The sequence below is a fragment of the Pigmentiphaga aceris genome (genome assembly GCF_008119665.1).
In the GTDB taxonomy this organism is placed as follows: Bacteria; Pseudomonadota; Gammaproteobacteria; order Burkholderiales; family Burkholderiaceae_B; genus Pigmentiphaga; species Pigmentiphaga aceris.
The window spans coordinates 1,006,922-1,019,652 of the sequence record NZ_CP043046.1 but is presented as its reverse complement, the minus strand read 5'-3'; the positions used below and the strand labels follow the sequence as shown (position 1 = coordinate 1,019,652).

Below are 12,731 nucleotides of genomic sequence, written 5' to 3'. Positions count from 1 at the left end.
AGAGGGTGGGCGGTTCAGGAAATATGCGGTTCGGAAAATAGCTCAAAAACAGGTTCAGAAGACAGGTTCGGTAAATACCTCAATACCCCGTGGCCGGATCGGTCTGCCAACGCGGCCGCCCACCGGCATCGAGCACCGTCAGGTTGTTCAGCATCTGCGCAGCAATCACGTCGGGGCTGGTGCGGGTGGCAATGTGCGGCGTGATCAGAATGCGTGGGTCGGCCCAGAACGGGTGCTCGGCCGGCAGAGGTTCCTGCGTTAGCGCATCCAGCGTAGCGGCACCGACCTGCCCGCTGGCAAGCGCGGTCAGCAAGTCGGCTTCAACAAGGTGGTCACCCCGGCCGACGTTGATCAGGTGCGCACCCTTGGGCAACTGCGCGAACAGTTTTTCATTCAGGAAACCGCGCGTCTCGTCGGTCAGGGGCAACAGGCAGATCAAGGTGTCGCACTGGCCAAGAAACTCGCCCAGCGTGTCATTGCCTGCGTAGGCGGCAAGCCCTTCCGGCAGGTCCGACTTGGCACTGCGGCTCCAGCCGCAGACCGAGTACCCGATGCCGAGCAAGGTACGCGCGCAGGCCATGCCGAGCGTGCCCAGCCCGGCAATGCCGACGCGGTGTTTACGCGGTGCGACCACGGGTTGTTCGACCCATGAATGACTGCGCGCGCTTTCAATGTAGTCGTCCATGTGCCGATGGCGGTGGATGACCGCCCACGTGACATAGGCGACCATGCCACGCGCCATGTCGGGGTCGACAATGCGGCACAGCGAGGCCGATGCAGGCAGATCGGGGACCGCCAGAATGTGATCGACGCCGGCACCTACCGACTGCACCAGACGCAAATTCGGCATCTGCGACATCACCCCGGCAGGCGGATACCAGCACAGTGCAGCATCGATCTCGTCGAGCTTGCCCAGGTCGGAGCCCAGGCGCAGATCGATGCCCGGGCATGCAGCCTTGAATGCAGGCACCAGGTAATGCATGTCGAGCACGGCACTCAGGAATGCCACGCAGGGTTTGCGCGGTGAAACGCTGGTGTCCTTGGTGGCGCTGGAGTCAAGAGTATCGGTCGCGTCGGTAGTGTTCATGGTGCTCATGCGTTGTGCGGTGCGGATGCATGTGTGGCGGTGAAGGTCAGGCTTCCCATCAAGCCGTCAGCGCCACATCGGGCTGGCGGTCCAGACGCGGAACCGCATCGATCAACTGACGCGTGTATGGGTTCTGCGGATTGGTCAGCACGTCGTGGGTAGGCCCGTATTCGACCACGGTGCCTCGCTGCATGACGGCGATGTAGTCGCACATCTCGCCCGCCACGCGCAGGTCGTGGGTGATGAATACCATCGCCAGGCCAAAGCGCTTGCGCACGTCGCCAAACAGTTCCAGCACCTGCGCCTGCACGGATACGTCCAATGCCGATACCGGCTCGTCAGCCACCAGCAGTTCGGGTTCCATCGCCAAGGCACGCGCAATCGCAATCCGCTGTCGCTGGCCGCCCGAAAATTCGTGCGGGAAACGATCGGCCGCGTCCGCCCCCAGACCAACCAGACTCAGCAATTCCAGGGTGCGCGCCATTGCAATCTCGCGCGATACCCCTTGCGCAATCGGGCCGGCAGCAATTGCAGACCCGATGCGATGACGCGGATTCAAGGACGCATAAGGGTCCTGAAACACCATCTGAATCTTGCCGGCTGCGGCACGACGGAATTGTTCGCCTTGCGCCAGATTGCGGCCGTTGAACACGATGCGACCGCTATCGAACGGTGCCAGTCCCACCAGGCAACGACCGACACTGGTCTTGCCCGACCCAGACTCACCAACTACCCCCAGCGTTTCGCCACGACGCAGCTCGAAGCTGACATTGCGCGCCGCCTGCACTTCACGGCCGCGACGGAACAGCGTGCCGCCCGATCGATAGGTCTTGCACAGGTCTTGCACCTGCAACACGAAGTGCGAATCGGGTGACGGATTCGGCTTGCGCAACACCCCACCAGGAATCGCCGCGATCAGCTTGCGGGTGTATGCGTGCTGGGGGTTTTGCAGGACTCCAGCAGCGGGGCCGAACTCGACCGCCACGCCCATCTGCATCACCACCACATGGTCGGCAATTTCCGACACCACCCCAAAGTCGTGGGTGATGAACAGCACTGCGGTGCCGCGACGCTGCTGCAGTTCCTTGATCAACAACAGAATCTGCGCTTGGGTGGTCACGTCCAGCGCAGTGGTTGGCTCATCAGCAATCAGCAGACGCGGTTCCAGCAGCAAGGCGCACGCAATCATGACCCGCTGACGCTGGCCACCCGACAAGCGGAACGGGTAGGCCTCGATCAACAATTCCGGGTCGGGCAGGCCCACGTCCGTCAGTGCCGCGATGATGCGTTTGCGCTTGTCGTCTGCCGCCACGTCGCCGTGGGCATCAATCACTTCCCCCAGCTGGTCGCCAATGCGCATCAACGGGTTCAGCGCAGTCATCGGTTCCTGGAACACCATGCCGATGCGGCGTCCGCGCAGCGTGCGCATCTGCTCCTCGTTCATAGTCAGCAGATCCTGCCCGTCGAACATGATCCGGCCCGCCACCGGTGCCACCTTGGGTACAGGCAGCAAGCCCATCACGGCGTTGGCGATCATCGATTTGCCCGAACCCGATTCACCCACCACACACAAGGTCTGGCCGGGCATCAAGGTCATCGATGCATTGGTGACAGCCAGCTCGCGGTCACCGCCGGGCGGCAGGCGGATGCTCAAGCCCTGGATATCCAGAACGGGACCGTGATGGTCGACGGCCTTGTCTTTGTCGCTCATTTGGTTCTCCCGTCGGCACGTGCATTCAGGCCGTCGTTCAAGCCCTCGCCCACCAGGTTGAATGCCAGCACCGTCAGCACAATCGCCAGCCCTGGGAACACGGCCATCCACCAGGCTTGCAACAACACCGTGCGCGCCGAGCCCACCATGTAGCCCCAGCTCATGGCGTTGGGGTCCCCCAGGCCGAGGAAGCTCAGGCTGGACTCCAGCAAGATGGCGCTGGCGATCATCAGCGAGCCCATCACGATGATTGGCGAGATGGCGTTGGGCAGAATCTGCGTCAGGATGATGCGTGGTGTCGATTGCCCGGCCAGCAGCGCCGCCGCCACGAAGTCACGCTGTCGCAAGGTCAGAAATTCGCCGCGTACCAAGCGCGCCACCGGTGGCCACGACACCAGCGAGATCGCCGCAATGATCGAACCCAGGCTGGGCTCGAAAACCGCCACCAACACGATTGCCAACGCGAAGCTGGGAATGGCCTGGAACAGTTCCGTGAAGCGCATCAGCGCAGCATCTATCCAGCCACCGAAGTAGCCGGACATGGCACCGAGCGATACGCCGATCAACAGCGACACCACTGTGGACACCAGACCGATCAGCAGCGACACCCGCGTGCCGTGAATCACGCCAGACAGGATGTCGCGACCCAGCGTATCGGTCCCCAACAACATGCCAGGCCCGCCCATCGGTGACAGGAAGGGACGCTCAACCATGTCCCACGGATCGTTCGGGGCCAGCCACGGTCCGATCAATGCGACCAGCGTCGCGATCACCAGCACGGCAAGCCCGATCACCGCGCCCTTGTTGCGACAGAAACGCCGCCAGAATCCGTTTTTTATCGTCATAGTTCGATACGCGGATCGACCAGCGTGTACGCCAAGTCGGTGATCAGGTTGAACAGCACGGCCATGGCCGCCGTCACCAGGAAACAGCCCAGCAGCAGGTTGTAATCACGCTGCAGCAAGGCATCGAACATCAGGCGGCCAATACCTGGCCACGCGAATACGGTCTCGGTCAGCACCGCGCCGCCGATCATGCCGCCAGCCTGGATACCGGCAAGCGTGATCACCGGCAACAGCGCATTGCGCAGAATGTGCGCACGCTGAATTCGCCCCGGCCGCACACCCTTGGCGCGTGCCGTTTTCACGAAGTCCATCTGCGCGACTTCCAGCATGGATGCACGTGTCATCCGTGCGTAGACCGCCATGTAGAACAGCGCCAAGGTCACGGCCGGCAATACCAGGTGGGCGGCGATATCCATCGCCAGCGCAAAGCCCGTCATGCCGGAACCGACGGTGATGTAGCCGAAGGCAGGCAGCCACCCCAGCTTGATCGAGAACAGCAGCACCGCCATCAGCGCCAGCCAATACAGCGGCGTGGCGTAGAACACCAAGGCCACGACCGTGGTGAGGCTGTCGATCCAGGTACCCGCCCGGCGTGCGGCGTAGGCACCCAGCACCACTCCCAGCAGAATCGACAAGGCGAACGCCGAGCCGGTCAGCAGCAAGGTGGCGGGCAGACGATCCAGAATCAGATCCAGGACCGGCTGCTGCTGGCGATACGAGAACCCCAGGTCGAGCTGGACCACGTGTCCCAGGTAGTTGAACAGTTGTGTGCTCAGCGGCTGGTCAAGACCGAACTGGGCGCGCAGCTGTGCCACGAACTGGGGATCGGACGCCCCCGCTTCGCCGGCCATCACCGACACCGGATCGCCCGGTGCGGCCCGGATCAACATGAAGTTGATCGTGGCGATCACCAGGAGTGCTGCAATCCCCTGCAGCACACGGATGGACATGAATTGGAGGCGTTTCATCAGGCGTGTCTCCGGCCCGTCGAGGTCAGGCGATCCATGCACGCCCCAGGCTGTCGTTCAAGCCAATGCCGGAACTGATCAGGTTGTTGACCTTGGTGCGATACAGGGTCGGGAAGTTGATTTCATGCAGCCAGGCGACCGGCACTTCTTCCAGCAAGATCTGCTGTACTTCCAGGTAGATCTGGCCGCGTTTGACCGGGTCCGGTTCCTTCACGCCGGCGGCAAACAGGGCATCGACCTTGGGGTTGCTGTAGCCCTCGACGTTGTTGAACGGCGAGCCCTTGGCAATGTTGTCGCTGGTGTAGTTGCGCGACACGCCCAGAGCCGGATCACCGTACTGATACACGTAGGTGAAGGCCATGTCGTAGTCCCACTCGTTCAGGCGCTGGTTCCAACCGGCAACATCCGTCGGGACCATCTGCACGTTGATGCCGACCTGGCTCAGATTCTGGCGCACCATTTCGGCCTGACGCTGCCAGGTCTCGCCGTAAGGCAAGGCCAGCAGACGCAGCGGTTCTTTCTTGTAGCCGGATTCCGCCAGCAGGGCCTTGGCCTTGGCAATGTCACGCGGATACTTCTTCACCTTGTCGCTGAAGAATTTGATGTTGCTGTTGAAGGGGCCGGTGGCCACTTTGGCCGAACCGAACCAGGCCACGCGCGCCATGGCTTCGCGGTCGATTGCATACATCACGGCCTGACGGAATTTCACATCGTCCATCGGCTTCTTGCGGTTGTTCAGCCACAGCCAGGACTGCGGCGCAAAGAACTCCCAGCCCTTGGTCGAGATCGATACGCCCGGCAGCTTGCCCAGACGTTCGACATCGAAGAATTCGACTGCGCCACCGGGCACCACATCGACCTTGCCCGACTCGAACGCCGCAGCACGCGCAGCGGCATCCGGGATCACGTGGAAGTACACGTTGTCGACCATTGGTACATCGGGCTGGTGATAGGCCTTGTTGGCTTCCAGCTGGATGTACGAACCCTTGACCCATTGCTTGAACTTCAGCGGACCGGTGCCGATCGGCGTGTTGTTGGCCGGGTTGGTCAGGAAGTCGGTATTTTCGTAGATGTGCTTGGGCACCATCGGCATGGTGCCGGTTTCGAACAGGCCCATGAAGGGACCGAACGGATGCTTGAGCTTGAACACCACGGTGGATGCGTCGGGCGCGGTAATGCTTTCGATGGCGGCCAGACTGGCGCGCAGGCGGGCGTGGGTCTTGCGCAGGAAGACATCGGCCGAGAACACCACGTCAGCCGAGGTGAAGGGCTTGCCATCGTGCCAGGTGACGTTGGGCTTGAGCTTGAAGGTGTAGGTGAGCGAATCGTCGCTCTTGGTCCAGGACTCGGCCAGCAGCGGCGACGGGTTGAGCTTCTCGTCGTAGCGCAGCAGCCCTTCGTAGATGTTGCCGGACACCAGTTGGGCAGGTCCGTTCTGCACGATGCCCAGCATCAGACCGGGCGGTTCCGGCTGAACGATGACGTTCAGGTCGCCCCCCTTCTTCCCCGCAGCCAGCAGGTGCATGGGCACGCCTGCGATGGAAATGCCGGCTGCTGCGGCGCTCAACTGAATGAAATTGCGGCGTTTCATGGAAAGAGTCTCCGGGTCGTGGGGGATCGGTTGGAAGGAGGACTGCATGCCGGCGGCGCAGAGGCCGCCGGGCCCATCAATCGAGGTAGGTGGTGGCGTCCGGCGGGCCGAGACGGCGCAACATGGCGGCCCATTCACGCGCATCGGGGTCAGCGCTGCCAGGCAGGCGATTGGAGTCACCGCCTTCGTACTGCTGTGCGGTCAACTCACACACGGCGTCCGGCACCATGTGGATTTTCTTGCCGGTGCTCTGAATGGCAATCTGCACTTCGCAGGCACGATTCAGGTTCAGCATCAGCAGGAAGGCTTCGGCTACGGTGCGGCCCACGGTCAGCAGGCCGTGGTTGCGCAGGATCATGGCGCGGGAGGTTGGGCCCAGATCAGCGATCAGGCGCTCGCGCTCGCTGTGATCCAGCGCAATGCCTTCGAACTCGTGATAGACCACGCGGTTGTGGAATTGCAGCGCCCACTGGTTGCAGGGCTGCAGACCTTCTTCCAGCGACGACACCGCCACCCCGGCCAACGTGTGGGTGTGGGCCACGCACACCGCGTCGTGACGGGTGGAATGAATGGCGCTATGGATCGTGAAACCCGCAGGGTTCACGTCGTAGGGCGAGGGCTCGATGATCCGGCCTTCCAGATCGATCTTCACCAGCGAAGATGCCGTGATGTCGCGAAACAGCATGCCAAAGGGATTGATCAGGAACTGGTCTTCCGTCCCGGGAACACGCGCCGAGATGTGTGTATAGATGCTGTCATCCATCCCGTAAGACGCCACCAGCCGATAGGCGGCTGCCAAATCGCGACGGACCTGCGCTTCCGCGTCCGACATTGGAGCCTTGCGGCTGCTTAACGATTGCACGTTCATGTTGCTCCCTTTGCTCAAAACCAGGGCGCTGCACGCGCATCACTGGTGGCCGATGACGGGGCTGTCTTCTGTCGACAGTAGTCATGAGCTAATAGCAATACCCGGGCCATTTCACGCAAGCAAGAGGAAAAACCCGAGCCAGGATTTGCGCAGGATCAAGGAAAATCCATTAAAAGATGCCAACACGCACGCTTTACCAGCAAAATAACGGCTAATGCTGTTTTCGTGCGGATGCTCGCAAAAGCCAGACTATTCCATGGTCGAGGGATATCCATAGGCACCAGCGCCCCGAGATCGACCATCGCAACCTGGGCACTCGCACTGTTCTGGTGAACCGGCCGGGTTCTGCACCATGAACGGTGCCTGGGTAGGAGCAGGCCCTTGCTGATCGATGCAAGGCCTGAAAGTTTGAATAGCGCTAAGCAGAAATGCGCGCTATTTCCGAACTAATTATTGGCCAAATATTTACGGACACAAATCGTGTCATACGCGCATTGCACGCGTAAACCCGGCTTCTTTTTAATGTGCTTATCGCTTTAAACCAGCCCGTTCTGACATTTTCTGACATTGGCTTTCGCGACGCACCATAATACGTAACTCTTTGTATTGAGCGCTTTTACTATCGTGCCCTGACCTTTTCGGCATTCGATTTCAGATTTTTATCTACGGATTTATATCTATGGATTTTTTAATCTATACAACGATCCTGCTATGTCTTTTATGTGCAGGATGGTTTGTCGATAGCCGGTCGGTACTGTTGAAATCACTCCGGAAAGGGCATCGGAAAGCGCGCCAATACGGTCAGGCCGACAGCGATCGCCAACAAGGCCTGCCAAATGAAGAAGCAGAAAATTTCCAGTTTGGCGCGACAGCGCAGTGGAAGGCCAAGCTTGCCTACTACGCAGCCATTGTCACCGTCACGCTCAGCCTGATCATTTTCAGTATCTGGTCGATCATCCAGTCTGTCAGTTTTCTGGATGCATTTTCTGCCTGACGAGATGCCTTTACCAAGTCGCGCCAAATCATATTAGCTGCGGTTCAGCCCGGCACCTTATTCTTCCGGCTTGTCGTCAAACACACCGCGCAGCGCTGCGCACACCGCAGCATCTCGAATCGTCGTCCGATCGCCATCGAAATAATGCGTGGCACTGCGCACGTGCGCGGCGTCTGCCTCGCGCCAGGCCCAGCCGAAGCAGACCATGCCCACCGGTTTGCCAGAAGTTGCACCACCAGGCCCGGCAATACCGGTCGTGGCCAACGCGTGCGTGGCCCCGCTGGCAAGCAAGGCCCCCAGCGCCATTTCGCGTGCCGTCGGCTCACTGACCGCGCCATATTGCACAAGCGTTGCTTCGTCTACGCCCAGGTCGTCTATCTTGGCCTGATTGGTGTAGGTCACGAACCCACGGTCGAACCACTGGCTTGAGCCGGCAATGGCGGTCATTGCCGCCGCCGCCAGGCCCCCGGTGCAAGACTCTGCGGTGGCAAGCGTAGCGCGCCGAGCCAGCAGGTCGGCACCCAGCGACTGTGCAAGCGCAAGCATTTCGGGGTTCATGAACGATTCCTCAGTCGAAGATGTAGGTGTAGGCAGCAAAGATCAGCAAGACGTAGCCCGCAGCCAGAATGTCGTCCCACATGACACCCAGGCCACCTTTCAAGTGGCGGTCGAAATGGCGAATGGGTGCGGGCTTGGCAATGTCGAAGATGCGGAACAGCAGGAAACCGAATGCCTGTGCCATGAGTGAATCCGGGATCAGCCACAGCACCAGCCAGAACGCCACCATCTCATCCCACACCATGCCACCGTGATCTGGCACGCCCAGATCGGCACCCGCCCGCTCACAGGCCCAGATGCCCAGCAGGAAGGCCAGCACCAGGCCGATGCCAACCGTCCAGGGCGACAGGCCATTTGGCACCAGCAGGTTCCATATGAACCACGCGGCCAAGGTGCCCCAGGTGCCGGGAGCGGGCCGAATCAGTCCGCTGCCGAAGCCGAACGCGATCAGGCGCGACGCTTTCTGGCGGGTCCATGCCCATGTCGGCTTGACCGCATCGGTGGACGCCTGCTTGTCAGGAAAGGGATTGGGAAATTGGCTCATGAGGCGAATCGAAAAATGAAGATGGACAACAACACGAGGGCAACATGACAGCGGCAAGCACGCGCTGCCACGTGCACCGGGCCGACGTTCACGGTCAGCTCAGTCGCCGCCCTGCCCGCTGCCGAAATGATCGAATCCGCCCGCCACGGGCGGCAATACCTGGCCATGCTCGTCCATCACCCGCAGACCGCTGCCCGCCACGATCTGCCCGACGCGCGTAAGCGGCAACGCAAGCCGCTGCGCAATCGCCGCCAGCTCGCCACGAGCCGACGCGGGGGCGCAGAAGCACAGCTGGTAGACATCCCCACCGGTCAGCGCGCTGCGGCGGGCCAGTGCTGAGGGCAACGCAGCCAGCGTCGGTGACAGGGGCAGATCGGCCACCCGAAGCTCGGCACCCACACCGCTTGCACGCAATATATGGCCCAGGTCTTGTGCCAAGCCGTCCGAGATATCCAGGGCGGCGCTGGCAACACCACGCAAGGCCAGGCCCAGCGCTACCTGCGGCTGCGGCCATTCCAGGGCGGTGCGGGTCGCGGCCAGCACGCTGCCATTCGGATCTGATACGGAACCATCGGCGAGCAGCAGGCGCAGCGCCACATCGGCATCGCCCAGCGTGCCCGATACCCAGATGTCGTCGCCCACCTTTGCGCCATCGCGACGCAAGGCAAGCTGCGCGGGCACCTCACCGAAGATGGTGACGTCGATGGCAATGCCTTGCGGATTGCGGGTGGTATCACCGCCGATCAGCGCGCAGCCGTGCGCATCGGCCAAGGCCAGCAGGCCACGCGAAAAACCTTCCAGCCAGACGTGATCGACCTTCGGCAGCGCCAAGGCGAGCACAAAGGCACGGGGCGTGGCCCCCATGGCGGCAAGGTCGGACAGATTGACGGCGAGCGCCTTGTGGCCCAAGGCCACCGGGTCGACATCGGGGAAGAAATGAATGCCCTCGATCAGCAGGTCGGTGCTGATTGCCAGGTGGCCGGCAGTAGGTGGCAGCAAGGCGCAGTCGTCACCCACGCCCAGCACCCCATCGGGGGCCGGGCGGGCGAAATAGCGACGGATCAGCGCGAACTCGCTATCGGCCATGAGGCGACCTGGCGAGGCTTGGCTGAATACAGCTTGACCCAACGCAGCTTGACTCAACGCACGCCAGCCTGGCGACGATCGATCTGGTGAAGATCGATCCGTCGCAAGGGATCTTGGCGAAGATCATTCTGGCGAAGATCAATTGAACGGATTCAATTGAATAGCGGTCAGCCTGTCGCGATCAGCGACGGGCCTGAACCTCGGCACCGCGCACATCGATCGCCAGCTTGTCGAGCACGCCGTTGACGAACTTGAAGCCGTCGGTACCGCCAAAGGACTTGGCCAGTTCCACTGCCTCGTTGATCACCACCTTGTAGGGAATGTCGACGTGGTGCAGCAGTTCGTAGGTAGCCAGCAGCAAGATGCCGTGTTCGACCGGCGACAGTTCGGCGATCGGACGATCGACAAACGGTGCGAAACGTTCACGCAGGGCGGCGGCATCACGCACCGAGCCGCTCAGGAGCGAGTTGTAGTGCTCGAAGTCGGCTTCCGAGAAACCGTCGGCATCGCGCATATGTGCATCGACGTCGCCCAGGTCTTCCAGGCCGTTGCCGCCTTTGACCAGCCATTCGTACAGGCCTTGCAGCGCAACTTCACGCGCACGCCGACGCGCACTGCGCGCGTTCTGGCGCGCACCGCCCGAGGCCGGGACGCTGGCCGGGGTGGTACCCGGGTTGTTGGTATCACTCATCCTCTTCTTCCTCGTCGTCTTCGTCGGACTCGGGTTCGAGTGCGGACAACAGATTGGCCAGCTCGACCGCAGCACGGGCGCAATCACGGCCCTTGTCTGCCGTGCGTGCCATGGCTTGTTCGTCGGTGTCGACGGTCAGAATGCCGTTGGCGATCGGAATACCGGTTTCCATGGCCACACGGGTGATGGCAGATGCGCTTTCGTTGCTGACCACTTCGAAGTGGTAGGTTTCGCCGCGCACGACTGCGCCCAGTGCGATCAGTGCATCGAACTCGCCGGTTTCGGCCAGACGTTGCAGGGTGATGCCCATTTCCAGCGCGCCAGGCACGGTGATGACCATGATGTCGCGTTCGTCGACGCCGAGTGCACCCAGTTCGGTCAGGCAGGATTCGAGTTCGGCCACGCCGATTTCTTCATTGAAACGCGCGCGCACGATGCAGATGTGCAGGCCTTCGCCGTCGAGGTCGGGAGTCAGGGTGTAGGGATTCATTTGCTGGGGGTATCCAATGAGGAAGAGGCGGGGGAAGACGCAGCATCGCCACCGGCGTCATAGCCGGTCACGGTCAATGCAAAGCCCGTCATGCTGGGCATCTTGCGCGGACGTGCCAGGAGCTTCATCTGCCCCACGCCGAGGTCCTTGAGAATCTGCGCACCAATGCCATAGGTGCGCAGGTTGAGTCGGTCGCGGCTGTTGGCCTGTGCATCCGGGCAGACGCCCGTTGCATCGAAACCGGCCAATGCCTGGAATTCTTCGAACAATTGTGCGGCGTCACCATGACAGTTCAGCAACACGAGCACGCCCGCTTCGGCACGCGACAAGGCGTCCAGCGCGGCCGGCACGCTCCAGCTGTGCAGGCTCTTGTCGACTTCCAGAATGTCGAGGATGGACGTGGGTTCGTGCACGCGCACCAGGGTTTCGCGGGCCGCGTCGATCTTGCCGTGCACCAGCGCCAGGTGGGCGGCGCCGCTGGGCGTGTCGCGATAGGCGATGGTGTGGAACGGACCGCTGGAGGTCTGGACCACACGTTCGGCCACGCGCTGCACCAGCGATTCATGTTCGCTGCGGTACTGGATCAGGTCGGCAATGGTACCGATCTTGATGTTGTGCTGTTTGCCGAACTCGATCAGGTCGGGCAGACGCGCCATGGTGCCGTCGTCTTTCAGCACTTCGCAGATGACCGATGCCGGCGTCAGGCCTGCCAGCGCGGTCAGATCGCAACCGGCTTCGGTGTGACCGGCGCGTGCCAGCACACCACCCGGCGCTGCGCTCAGCGGGAAGATGTGGCCGGGCTGCACCAGATCAGACGGCTTGGCTTCGCGGGCGACGGCCGTCAGCACAGTGTGCGACCGGTCGGCAGCCGAGATGCCGGTGCTGATGCCTTCGGCGGCTTCGATCGAGGCCGTGAAGTTGGTGCCGTGACGGGCACCGTTGTTGGTGACCATGCGCTGAAGGCCAAGCTGCTTGCAGCGGGCTTCGGTCAAGGTCAGACAGATCAGGCCGCGACCGTAGCGCGCCATGAAGTTGATGACTTCAGGCGTGGCGAATTCGGCGGCGATGACCAGGTCACCTTCGTTCTCGCGATCTTCTTCGTCAACCAGGATGACCATGCGACCTGCACGCAGTTCGGCAATCATCTCGGGGACGGAAGCAATGGAGGAGGCGTCGGGAGACGCGTCTGACGCGGCTTGCAAAGCAGACATGGCTGATAGGCGCCCGGTTGTCCCGGACGTCAGGCGTGGCGGTGGAAAGCGGGCATTTTAGCGCCCGACCCGCCGTGGGCGGGTAAA

The 12,731-nt window shown here is 61.8% G+C and carries 13 protein-coding genes; 1 reads left to right on the top strand and 12 read right to left on the bottom strand.

The genetic code is table 11. The features are described from left to right. Nucleotides 1-79 precede the first annotated feature (79 nt). The 6 genes from FXN63_RS04245 to FXN63_RS04220 all read right to left on the bottom strand — a co-directional run bounded on the left by FXN63_RS04245 (nt 80) and on the right by FXN63_RS04220 (nt 7,070). Nucleotides 80-1,096, bottom strand: a complete 1,017-nt coding sequence (locus tag FXN63_RS04245; protein ID WP_342791227.1) for a 2-hydroxyacid dehydrogenase — start codon at nt 1,094-1,096, stop codon at nt 80-82. Nucleotides 1,097-1,145: 49 nt separating this feature from the next. Then, nucleotides 1,146-2,798 carry an ABC transporter ATP-binding protein gene (locus FXN63_RS04240; RefSeq protein ID WP_148813143.1) on the bottom strand — a complete coding sequence of 551 codons (1,653 nt, stop codon included), beginning with the start codon at nt 2,796-2,798 and terminating at the stop codon, nt 1,146-1,148. Continuing rightward, nucleotides 2,795-3,643: an ABC transporter permease gene (locus FXN63_RS04235; protein ID WP_148813141.1), complete on the bottom strand. Its 849-nt coding sequence runs from the start codon at nt 3,641-3,643 to the stop codon at nt 2,795-2,797. Before FXN63_RS04235 ends, FXN63_RS04240 begins: the two co-directional genes overlap by 4 nt. After that, nucleotides 3,640-4,611, bottom strand: a complete 972-nt coding sequence (locus FXN63_RS04230) for an ABC transporter permease (RefSeq protein ID WP_148813139.1) — start codon at nt 4,609-4,611, stop codon at nt 3,640-3,642. Before FXN63_RS04230 ends, FXN63_RS04235 begins: the two co-directional genes overlap by 4 nt. A gap of 25 nt (nt 4,612-4,636) precedes the next feature. Then, on the bottom strand, nt 4,637-6,202 hold the full coding sequence (locus tag FXN63_RS04225) for an ABC transporter substrate-binding protein (RefSeq protein WP_148813137.1): 1,566 nt from the start codon (nt 6,200-6,202) through the stop codon (nt 4,637-4,639). Nucleotides 6,203-6,278: 76 nt separating this feature from the next. Further along, complete coding sequence (locus tag FXN63_RS04220; protein ID WP_148813135.1) at nt 6,279-7,070, bottom strand: class II aldolase/adducin family protein; 792 nt, start codon at nt 7,068-7,070, stop codon at nt 6,279-6,281. Nucleotides 7,071-7,749: 679 nt separating this feature from the next. Between FXN63_RS04220 and FXN63_RS04215 the strand changes: the two genes are divergently transcribed. Next, nucleotides 7,750-8,064, top strand: coding sequence for a hypothetical protein (locus FXN63_RS04215; RefSeq protein ID WP_148813133.1), 315 nt, complete (start codon nt 7,750-7,752; stop codon nt 8,062-8,064). A 57-nt stretch (nt 8,065-8,121) separates the two neighbouring features. On the opposite strand, the gene FXN63_RS04210 is transcribed toward FXN63_RS04215, so the two are convergent. The 6 genes from FXN63_RS04210 to ribBA form a co-directional block, all read right to left on the bottom strand. After that, a complete protein-coding gene (locus FXN63_RS04210; RefSeq protein WP_148813131.1) occupies nt 8,122-8,622 on the bottom strand; it encodes a CinA family protein in 501 nt (166 codons plus the stop codon). 10 nt (nt 8,623-8,632) lie between these two features. Further along, nucleotides 8,633-9,166 (bottom strand): phosphatidylglycerophosphatase A family protein, encoded by a 534-nt coding sequence (locus FXN63_RS04205; protein ID WP_148813129.1) that lies wholly within the window; start codon nt 9,164-9,166, stop codon nt 8,633-8,635. Between the two features lie 99 nt (nt 9,167-9,265). Further along, entirely contained in the window at nt 9,266-10,252 is a 987-nt protein-coding gene (thiL, locus tag FXN63_RS04200; protein ID WP_148813127.1) for a thiamine-phosphate kinase, read from the bottom strand. A 181-nt stretch (nt 10,253-10,433) separates the two neighbouring features. Then, on the bottom strand, nt 10,434-10,943 hold the full coding sequence (gene nusB / locus FXN63_RS04195; RefSeq protein WP_148813126.1) for a transcription antitermination factor NusB: 510 nt from the start codon (nt 10,941-10,943) through the stop codon (nt 10,434-10,436). Continuing rightward, nucleotides 10,936-11,433, bottom strand: a complete 498-nt coding sequence (gene ribH / locus FXN63_RS04190) for a 6,7-dimethyl-8-ribityllumazine synthase (RefSeq protein WP_148813125.1) — start codon at nt 11,431-11,433, stop codon at nt 10,936-10,938. The genes nusB and ribH overlap by 8 nt, the downstream gene beginning before the upstream one ends. Then, complete coding sequence (ribBA, locus tag FXN63_RS04185) at nt 11,430-12,644, bottom strand: bifunctional 3,4-dihydroxy-2-butanone-4-phosphate synthase/GTP cyclohydrolase II (RefSeq protein WP_148813124.1); 1,215 nt, start codon at nt 12,642-12,644, stop codon at nt 11,430-11,432. The genes ribH and ribBA overlap by 4 nt, the downstream gene beginning before the upstream one ends. Nucleotides 12,645-12,731 lie beyond the last annotated feature (87 nt).

Excerpts from the sequence above, each read along its gene's own strand:
- FXN63_RS04205 (WP_148813129.1), bottom strand. The coding sequence starts at position 9,166 with ATGAGCCAATTTCCCAATCCCTTTCCTGACAAGCAGGCGTCCACCGAT.
- FXN63_RS04215 (WP_148813133.1), top strand. The coding sequence starts at position 7,750 with ATGGATTTTTTAATCTATACAACGATCCTGCTATGTCTTTTATGTGCA.
- FXN63_RS04240 (WP_148813143.1), bottom strand. The coding sequence starts at position 2,798 with ATGAGCGACAAAGACAAGGCCGTCGACCATCACGGTCCCGTTCTGGAT.
- nusB (WP_148813126.1), bottom strand. The coding sequence starts at position 10,943 with ATGAGTGATACCAACAACCCGGGTACCACCCCGGCCAGCGTCCCGGCC.
- FXN63_RS04230 (WP_148813139.1), bottom strand. The coding sequence starts at position 4,611 with ATGAAACGCCTCCAATTCATGTCCATCCGTGTGCTGCAGGGGATTGCA.
- ribBA (WP_148813124.1), bottom strand. The coding sequence starts at position 12,644 with ATGTCTGCTTTGCAAGCCGCGTCAGACGCGTCTCCCGACGCCTCCTCC.
- FXN63_RS04235 (WP_148813141.1), bottom strand. The coding sequence starts at position 3,643 with ATGACGATAAAAAACGGATTCTGGCGGCGTTTCTGTCGCAACAAGGGC.
- FXN63_RS04245 (WP_342791227.1), bottom strand. The coding sequence starts at position 1,096 with ATGAGCACCATGAACACTACCGACGCGACCGATACTCTTGACTCCAGC.
- FXN63_RS04210 (WP_148813131.1), bottom strand. The coding sequence starts at position 8,622 with ATGAACCCCGAAATGCTTGCGCTTGCACAGTCGCTGGGTGCCGACCTG.
- thiL (WP_148813127.1), bottom strand. The coding sequence starts at position 10,252 with ATGGCCGATAGCGAGTTCGCGCTGATCCGTCGCTATTTCGCCCGCCCG.
- ribH (WP_148813125.1), bottom strand. The coding sequence starts at position 11,433 with ATGAATCCCTACACCCTGACTCCCGACCTCGACGGCGAAGGCCTGCAC.
- FXN63_RS04225 (WP_148813137.1), bottom strand. The coding sequence starts at position 6,202 with ATGAAACGCCGCAATTTCATTCAGTTGAGCGCCGCAGCAGCCGGCATT.
- FXN63_RS04220 (WP_148813135.1), bottom strand. The coding sequence starts at position 7,070 with ATGAACGTGCAATCGTTAAGCAGCCGCAAGGCTCCAATGTCGGACGCG.